This window comes from Streptomyces torulosus (genome assembly GCF_001419765.1).
GTDB lineage: Bacteria > Actinomycetota > Actinomycetes > Streptomycetales > Streptomycetaceae > Streptomyces > Streptomyces torulosus.
In genome coordinates this window covers 1-7,631 of the sequence record NZ_LIRK01000728.1, presented here as the reverse complement: position 1 = coordinate 7,631, position 7,631 = coordinate 1, and the positions used below count along the sequence as shown (strand labels likewise).

Here is a 7,631-nt window from a genome sequence, read left to right as displayed (position 1 = left end):
GGGCCGAGGTCGATGATCCAGTCCGAGGCGCGCATGACGTCGAGGTTGTGCTCGATCGTGACGACCGAGTGACCCGCGTCCACGAGGCGTTGGAGTACGTCGAGCAGGCGGGCGGTGTCGGCGGCGTGCAGGCCGGTGGTCGGCTCGTCGAGGAGGTAGAGGGTGCGGCCGGTCGCACGGCGCCCCAACTCCTGTGCCAGCTTGCGGCGTTGGGCCTCGCCGCCGGAGATGGTGGTGGCGGGCTGGCCCAGCGGGAGATAGCCGAGGCCCACGTCCGAGAGCCGTTGCAGCCGGGCCGCGATCTGCCGTACGCCCCGGAAGACGGTCAGCGCCTCGTCCACCGTCGCGGCCAGCACCTCCGCGATGTCGTACCCGTCGTAGCGCACCGCGAGGACCTCGCTCCGGAACCGGCGGCCCCGGCAGCCCGGACAGACGCACTCGACTGTGCCTGCCATCTCCACCTCGCCGCCCCCGACATCTGAGCAGACGCCAGACACAGAACTGCCTCCGACGTCAACCCCCGAAGGACTTACGGAGCCGACCACTTAGCAACCGTTCACCCATAGCGCAGTGGTGGACCACTGCATCTTCACCAGCAGGTGAGGGTCACTACCGAGGCCGCGATCAGCGCGGTCACCGGGTCGTCTGCCCCGCCCCGGGATCTTCGTCCCTGGACAGGGCGGACGTACTCGGCAGGCTGGGAGACGCAGCGCGCTCGTGCACCAGGCTGACCGGCATCCCCCATCGTTCGCGGCAACGGCCCGCTGCTGCCGTCGCCGCCAGGTGGGACGCCTCAACTCCCGCCTCCGTGCCTGCCTTGCGTAACTGCGCGACCGGGCCCGCCAGATGGAAGCACATTGAGCGCCTCGGATGGGACGGCAGAGTTGGCATCGCGTGGCATTGTCCCTTCACTCCACGCCGAACCGGAGAGTTCAATAAGGAGCGTGGTGAGTTCCGAAAAGGAACTCACAATGACGGCATGAAGATGCATCGGGCGGATGAGACCTGTGGCATCGCCCAGGCCGCCGTTGTCATGGGCGACTGGTGGAACGTGCTCGTGCTGCGCGAGATCGCTCGCGGGCATCTGCGTTTCGACGCGCTCGCCGCCGAACTCGGTCTCTCCCGCAAGGTTCTCGCCGAGCGTCTGGCCCGGCTCGTCGAGCGTGGCGTGCTGTGCCGCAGCCTCTACCAGCGCCGTCCGGACCGTTACGAGTACCTGCTCACCGACGCCGGGGCGGCGCTGTTGCCGCTGCTGGTCGCGATGCAGGACTGGGGTGACCGGTGGGTGCTCGGGGACGGAACGGTCACCGGGACGGCGGCACCGGACGGGGCGGAACACGCCCGCGTACACGCCCAGATCGGCACCTGCATGCCGGAGGGGCTCGTACTGCCCAGCACGCACGGCGTCGACTTGCCCGTCGTCGCGCCGGACTGTGCCGGGACCGTCCTGTTCACGTATCCCGGCACGGGGGTCGAGTGGGACGAACCCATCCCCGGAGCCGTCGGCTGCACGCTGGAGAACCGGTTGTTCAAGGATGCCTGGCCCGACTTTCGGCGGGCTGGGGTGGAAGTGCGTGGAGTGAGTACGCAGCTTCCGCACGAGCAGGCCGATTTCGCGCTCGCCGAAGCAGTGCCGTTCCCCTTGCTCTCCGATGCCGGGCAACGGCTGGCTGCGGCCCTGCGGCTGCCGACGTTCCGAGGGGCGGGTCGGCTGCGTCTGAAGCGGCTGATTCTCGTCGTCGGGCCGGACGGGACGGTCCGGCATGTGCTGTTCCCCGTGCAGGACATCCCCGCCGCCGTGATGGAGGCCCGGCGATTGGCCACAGCCAGTGCTGGTGCCGTTGCTGGGCCTGACGATACCGAGGAGCCGTAACCGTGTTGGAAGCGTGGGGAGTTGGGCCTGTGGGGGGCGCAGATCGTTGGGGTGATCGGCGTGCTGGTGACGGTGGTGCCGGGTCCTGACATGGCGGTCGTCACCCAGCACGCGATCGCCTCCGGCCGTAGGGAGGCCGCCCGTGTCGCGGCAGGCGTCGTCACCGGGTTGCTGGTGTGGGGCGTGTTCTGTGTGGTCGGGCTTGCGGCAGTTCTGGCGGCCTCCGCCGAGGCGTACGCCGTCGTGAAGCTCCTGGGAGCGGCGTATCTGCTCTTTCTGGGGGCGCGTGCGCTGTTCAGTGCCCGCCACGGCGTGCCGTTGAAGACATCCCACCGGACGACGGGGGTCGGGAACGGGTACTGGACCGGCCTGGCGACCAACGTGCTCAACCCCAAGATCGCTGTTTTCTACGTCGGGCTGCTCCCCGCCCTGGCCCCGGGCGGTCTGCCCGCGGCGGCGGGCATGGGTCTGCTGGTGCTGGTGCATGCGGTGTTGAGCCTCGCCTGGCTGGCATGTGTCGCCCATGCGGTGTCCGCGGCCCGCTCCTTCTTCGAACGGCCGCGTGTGCGCGTCGCGCTGGAGCGTGTGACGGGCGTCGTTTTGATCGGCTTCGGTCTGCGTGTGGTCGTGGAAGCCGACTGAGTGTTCAGGGGATGTCGAGCCGGCCGTCGGCCGGGAAAGGGGTGGGGATGAGGCTGGGCACCGTCGAGCGGATCTGGCGATACCCGATCAAGTCCACAGGAGGAGAACGGCTGGAGTCGGCCGATCTGGACGAGCGGGGTCTGCTGGGTGACCGGCTGTATGCGGTACGGGACGCCGAGGGCAGGTTCGGCTCGGGCAAGAACACCCGCCGGTTCCGAAGGATGCCCGGCCTGCTACGGCTGCGCTCCCGTTACCGGCAAGCGGAATGCCTGGGCGAGCCGGAGCTGCTCGACCCGGATGGGGTGCCGGTGGCCGATGCCACCGCCTACCTGCGCCGCTACCTCCGGCGCCAGGACGTCGAGGTGGCCTGTGAAGGGTCCGTCTCGCACTTCGACCAGCTTCCGCTGAGCGTGCTGAGCACCGCCACCCTCGACTGGATGCGCACCGCCCTCGCGGGAACCGCCGTCGACGAGCGCCGGTTCCGGCCCAACCTCCTCATCCGCACACCACCGGGCACACCCGCGTTCGTGGAGGACCAGTGGCTCGGCTCCACCGTCCGCATCGGCGGCACGGTGTGCGTCACGTTCGTACGCTCCAGCGAGCGCTGCGTCATGGTCAATGAGTCCCAGCAGGGGCTGCCGCACTCGCCGCTCGTGTTGAAGACGATCGCGAAGGCGCATGACATGCGTCTGGACGCACTGGGCACCGTGACCGCGCCGGGCACCATCGGCGTCGGGGACCCCGTCGCCGTGATCCGGCCCTGATCCGGCCTCGGCCGCATCGGCGAGACGAAAGGAAGGCAACCAAGCCGTGGGCACCGTCAAAGCCCTGCACCGATACCCGGTGAAGTCCATGCTGGGAGAGACATCGCCCCCCGCGGTGATCACCGAACGAGGGCTGCGGGGAGACCGGATGGCAGCCGTCCTCGACGAGGCGGGCACGGTCGGCAGCGCCAAGCACCTCCGCAAGTGGGGCCCGTTGCTCACCTGCCGCAGCAGAATGACCGACGACCTGACCGTCACCGTGCGACTCCCGGACGGAGCCGAGCTGCCCGCCGGTCGCCCTCACCTGGACACACGGCTGTCCGCATTGCTGGGCCGCCGCGTCGTCCTGTCGGACACCCCACCAGAACACGGCGGGCGGCTGGAGCGGGCCGTTCCCGATCACCGGGGAGGAATCCCCGACCGCCTGCGTGCCACCACCTTCACCGACGCCACCGGTGCGACCATCACCTCCGGCAGTACGCCACCGGGAAGCTTCTTCGACTACGGCACCCTCCACCTCGTCACCACGGCGACGCTGGCACGGCTGCGCTCGGCCTACCCCGCGGGCGGACTTCGACCCTCGCCGCTTCCGCCCCAACCTCGTCATCGACACCCCGGGCGAGCCGGGCTTCATCGAAGCCGCCTGGATCGGTACCCACCTGCGCATCGGCGAAGCCCTCCTGCGCCCTCTGGTGCCCACACCTCGATGCGTGGTCCCCACTCTCGGCCACGGCGACCTCCCGCCCGACCCTCAGATCATGCGCACCGTCGCGAACCAGCACCGCATACCCGTTCTCGACCTCGGCCGGCTCTCCTGCGTCGGCGTCTACCTCGACGTCGTGGAACCCGGAACAGTGCGCGTCGGCGACGCCGTGACGCGAGTGGACGGCCTCTGACCGGCCACAGACACGGAAGCAGCAGCCACCGGCGGACACTCACGACCGCATCCAACCGCCCGTGATCATTCCCCGCCAGCGGTCACCGGTAAAGCCGGGCCTACCGGCGTGGCTACGCGACTCTCCCAGACCAAGTCCATGAACGGCACCGCCACGTCCGCCGTCGCGGATGCTCCGGCCGCCAAGGCACTGGTCCAGGCAGCGTCCTCCCCGCGCGACACACGGATGCCCTGCTCGATACCTGTGATGTCTAACCGGCCCCCTGCACTACGTCGCAGTCGTGTCCATCGGGCGGCAACTTTCACACAACCGTTCGTACGCCTCGTGAGTCACATCCCCGTAAGCCTTCGCCCTCATTTTCTGCTTTGACTAGGGGAGTTCACCGTGCGCGCACGCACCTTGGCCGCCACCGCCGCCGTAGCGGCACTCACCGCGACCGGCCTGACCCTGCCGCTCGCCGGGAGCGCCGCCGCTGCGACGGTTCCGCGGTTCGACTTCAACGGCGACGGATACGCGGACATCGCGGTCGGTATGCCCGACGCCACGGTGGACGGCAAGGCCAAGGCCGGTTACGTCAGCGTGATTTTCGGCGGACCACAGAGCCCGAGCCAGTCCACCGGTGTCATCAGCCAGGCGGAGACCGGCGTACCCGGAACGCCCGAGGCGGGCGACCGCTTCGGCTCCTCTCTGGCCCCTGTCGACGTGAACGGCGACGGCGTCTTCGAACTCGTCGTCGGTGCGAGCGGCGAGTCGCTCACCTCGGACCAGCTCAAGGACGAGGGCACCATCACGGTTCTGGACGGCTCGGGGTGGAACGTCAAGGGCACCACCGTGGCCAGGGGTACGTCCGAGTACAGCGGCATCGGCAGCACCATCGCCACGGGTGACTACGACGGCGACGGCGACACCGACCTCGTGTACGGCGAGAACGGCGAGGAGCACGGCGCGCTCCGGTTCCGGCCGGGCCCGCTCACCGCCGACCCGGTGACACCCACGACCTTGCGCAGGTACAGCATGGGCGGCCGCACCAGTGCCCTTGCCACCGGCGACTTCGACGGTGACGGCCGGGACGACCTCGCCACCACGTGGCGGGCTCTGGATGACTCCGGGACCTTCATCACGCGGTGGGACGACCAGGCCGAGCCCGCCCAGTGGTGGAGCGACGCCGACCGCGGCAGCGCGCTCACCACCGCCGACTTCGACCAGGACGGCACCGACGACCTCGCCGTCGGGCTCGTACAGCCCAACCCCGAAACGGAGACGACGCATTGCGAGGACCGGATCGGCGGTGCGGTGCTCCTCCTCAAGGGCTCGAAGACCGCGAAGTTCGGCACCGAGCACGACTGCATCACGCAGTCGAGCCCGGAGGTCGGCGGTGCCGCCGAGCAGGGCGACGACTTTGGCGCCGCGCTGTCCGCCGGTGACCTGAACGGTGACAGCCGTCCCGAGCTGGTGGTCGGTGTGCCCGGTGAGGACGTGGGCACCGTGAAGGACGCGGGCGGATACGTCGTCATGAACGGTACGGAGAAGGGCCTCTACGGCGGTCTGGCCCGCAGCCAGAGCACCCCGAACATGCCGGGCACGGCCGAGGCCGGCGACCGGTTCGGCGCCCAGGTGGCCGTCGGTGACTACAACCGCGACGGTCTGTGGGACACCGCGGTGAGCGCGCCCGGGGAGAACGCCGGGGACCCCAAGTCGGGTGGCGTCTGGTTCGTGCCGACCAGCACCGAGGAGACGTACCCGCAGGGCAAGTCGCTCACCCCGTTCGGCTTCGCGCTGCCCAACGGCGCCATCGAGTACGGCGAAGTGCTGGGCTTCTAGGGGTCGGCATCCCGGCGCGTGCGGCTTCGTCGGCGTGGGCCCGAACAGTCCCGAACAGTGGGGTCCATTCGGTGTGCCTGACCGTGCAGTTCGCGGGGTTCCATCGCCATATCAATAGGGGTCGTTAGGGGTTGTGTTGCCTGGCTGAATCCATCAGTCGGGACCACGCGACCCCCGAGCACGATCACGGGAGCGCTCACCCGTCTCTGTGCGCCCCGTCGCGCCGCTGCACGCCCTGTGGTGGGTGGGTATGGATCGTCAGAATGTATTTCCGGCTCTGATGGTGAGCCGGTTCGGCAGCACGGCCTGCCCGTCTGCTGCTTGTGTGGCCCACCTGGACCATCGGTCACGGCTTCCCGGTAGACGGCGTGGTCGTCTCCGGGGGACGTCGACGGACGGGTGAGGGTGCAGCGTGGTGGAGCCGCTTCGGTACGGGGTCGATCCCGAGCGCGTGGGGCCTTACGAAGTGATGGGTCGTCTGGGCTCCGGCGGCATGGGCCGCGTGTACCTTGCCCGCGTTATGGGTGGCACGCGGCTGGTGGCGCTCAAGACGATCCGGCCCGAGCTGTCGAAGGTGTCCGGTTACCGGGAACGCTTCGCCCGTGAGATCGAGGTCGCCCGCAGTGTCCGCAGCTCATACATCGCGCAGCTCATCGACTTCGATCCCGACGCGGAAGTGCCCTGGCTGGCGACGGAACTCGTACTCGGCCCCACCCTCGCGGAGGTCCTGGCCTCCCACGGTCCACTGCCGGCCGACAGTGTGCGGGTTCTGGCAGCGGGGATCGCGGAGGCACTCGGCGCGATCCATGTCGCGGGCATCGTGCACCGCGACGTCAAACCATCCAATGTCCTCCTCTCCGAAAATGGACCCCGGCTGGTCGACTTCGGGGTCGCGCGGCCGGTGCGGCAGGCCGGACTGACCTCGACGGGACAGTTCGTCGGAACCTCCGCCTACGCCTCCCCCGAGCAGTTGCTCGGCCAGAAGGTGGGTCCGCTCAGCGACATGTTCTCCCTCGGCGTGCTCCTCACCGAGACGGCGGGCCCGCGAACGGGCTCCTCGGAACGCCAGTCGCCCGCTGTCGACGTCATCGAGGGCCGTACCCCTGCGCTGTCGTCCCTGCCGCAGGATCTGCGTACCGTCGTACGCACATGCCTCGCCCGCGATCCCGCCGACCGGCCCTCCCCGGCCGAGGTCCCCGGCATGCTGGCGGGCCGTCCGCGCCCCGATCGTCAGAGCGGACGTCCATGGCTCCCGGCTCCTGTCTTCTCTTCCGTGCGTCGGAGTTCGGAGTCTCTGCGGGCCGTCACGCACCCGGCGACGGCGTTCGACCCCGGCCGGATGGACCAGCAGCCCACGGCGACCGCGGACTTTCCCCGTGTCGCCACCACCGCGATGCCCGGTTCACGAACCCCCGCGCCCGGGTTGCCGGCAGGGAGAAGGCCGGCCCTCACCGTGGGGCTTTCGCTGGTGACGGGCCTGCTGGTCGTGGCGGGTGTGCTGCTGATGCGGCAGGACGGTGACTCCGGTGCCGGGCTCGGGGTGGGGGATGCGACGCCCGGGACGACTGTCACCGTCACGGCTTCGGCTCGGCCGTTCGAGGACAAGCCGAACTCCACCGCCACCCCGTCCCGAAC

Annotated in this window: 6 protein-coding genes and 2 pseudogenes; 7 read left to right on the top strand and 1 reads right to left on the bottom strand. The window is 69.6% G+C overall.

What is annotated here, in order from left to right; all coding sequences use genetic code 11:
- A pseudogene (gene uvrA, locus AOK23_RS38625) lies at positions 1-455 on the bottom strand (ABC-ATPase UvrA); the annotation flags it as partial.
- A 524-nt stretch (positions 456-979) separates the two neighbouring features.
- On the opposite strand from uvrA, the gene AOK23_RS38620 reads away from it, so the two are divergent.
- The 7 genes and pseudogenes from AOK23_RS38620 to AOK23_RS38595 form a co-directional block, all read left to right on the top strand.
- The gene (locus AOK23_RS38620) at positions 980-1,873 is read left to right on the top strand and encodes a winged helix-turn-helix transcriptional regulator (protein WP_055717138.1); all 894 of its coding nucleotides are present in this window, start codon (positions 980-982) and stop codon (positions 1,871-1,873) included.
- Between the two features lie 21 nt (positions 1,874-1,894).
- Positions 1,895-2,515 (top strand): LysE family translocator, encoded by a 621-nt coding sequence (locus AOK23_RS38615; protein WP_276205796.1) that lies wholly within the window; start codon positions 1,895-1,897, stop codon positions 2,513-2,515.
- Positions 2,516-2,562: 47 nt separating this feature from the next.
- On the top strand, positions 2,563-3,279 hold the full coding sequence (locus tag AOK23_RS38610) for an MOSC domain-containing protein (RefSeq protein WP_055717137.1): 717 nt from the start codon (positions 2,563-2,565) through the stop codon (positions 3,277-3,279).
- 88 nt (positions 3,280-3,367) lie between these two features.
- Positions 3,368-3,505, top strand: a pseudogene (locus AOK23_RS50925) (MOSC domain-containing protein); the annotation flags it as partial.
- Between the two features lie 202 nt (positions 3,506-3,707).
- Positions 3,708-4,175 (top strand): MOSC domain-containing protein, encoded by a 468-nt coding sequence (locus tag AOK23_RS50920; RefSeq protein ID WP_338056559.1) that lies wholly within the window; start codon positions 3,708-3,710, stop codon positions 4,173-4,175.
- Between the two features lie 384 nt (positions 4,176-4,559).
- Positions 4,560-5,996 carry an FG-GAP repeat protein gene (locus tag AOK23_RS38600; protein WP_055717136.1) on the top strand — a complete coding sequence of 479 codons (1,437 nt, stop codon included), beginning with the start codon at positions 4,560-4,562 and terminating at the stop codon, positions 5,994-5,996.
- Positions 5,997-6,516: 520 nt separating this feature from the next.
- Positions 6,517-7,631 (top strand): serine/threonine-protein kinase (locus tag AOK23_RS38595; protein ID WP_240496755.1); only part of this gene is annotated, 1,115 nt, incomplete at its 3' end.

What these genes read in the sequence shown, in the direction of transcription:
- AOK23_RS38620 (WP_055717138.1), top strand. Translation starts at nt 980, where the DNA reads ATGAAGATGCATCGGGCGGATGAGACCTGTGGCATCGCCCAGGCCGCC.
- AOK23_RS38610 (WP_055717137.1), top strand. Translation starts at nt 2,563, where the DNA reads ATGAGGCTGGGCACCGTCGAGCGGATCTGGCGATACCCGATCAAGTCC.